1 protein-coding gene is annotated in these 486 nt (G+C 50.2%); it reads left to right on the forward strand.

What is annotated here, in order from left to right:
* A partial coding sequence (locus C5471_RS23625) for an Rpn family recombination-promoting nuclease/putative transposase (RefSeq protein WP_166296690.1) occupies positions 1–486 on the forward strand: 486 nt, incomplete at both ends.

The raw sequence follows: 486 nt of genomic DNA on the forward strand, positions 1-486 counted from the left end.
AGACTTTCTGGAGATACATTTGCCCGCGACATTACGGGCCGTTTGTGATCTGGATACACTGCGGTTGGAATCCGGGTCGTTTATTGAAGACAATCTGCGGGCGCATTATTCCGACATTTTGTATTCACTGAAAACGGCACGGGGTGACGGTTACGTGTATTGCGTGATTGAACACCAGAGTTCCCCGGATAAGATGATGGCATTCCGGTTGATGCGTTACAGTATTTCAGCCATGCAACGGCATCTGGAGCAGGGACATGAAAAATTACCGCTGGTCATTCCGATGTTGTTCTATCACGGGAAAATCCAGCCGTATCCGTGGAGTACCCATTGGCTCGACTGCTTCGATGATCCGGCGTTGGCGAAGGAAATCTATTCCGGTCCATTCCCGCTGGTCGATGTGACGGTGATACCGGATGATGAAATCCTGACGCATAAACGGATCGCGCTACTGGAAATGGTGCAAAAGCATATTCGGCAGCGAGA

Origin of the sequence: Photorhabdus tasmaniensis, from assembly GCF_011189505.1 — a bacterium.
Taxonomy (GTDB): Bacteria; Pseudomonadota; Gammaproteobacteria; order Enterobacterales; family Enterobacteriaceae; genus Photorhabdus; species Photorhabdus tasmaniensis.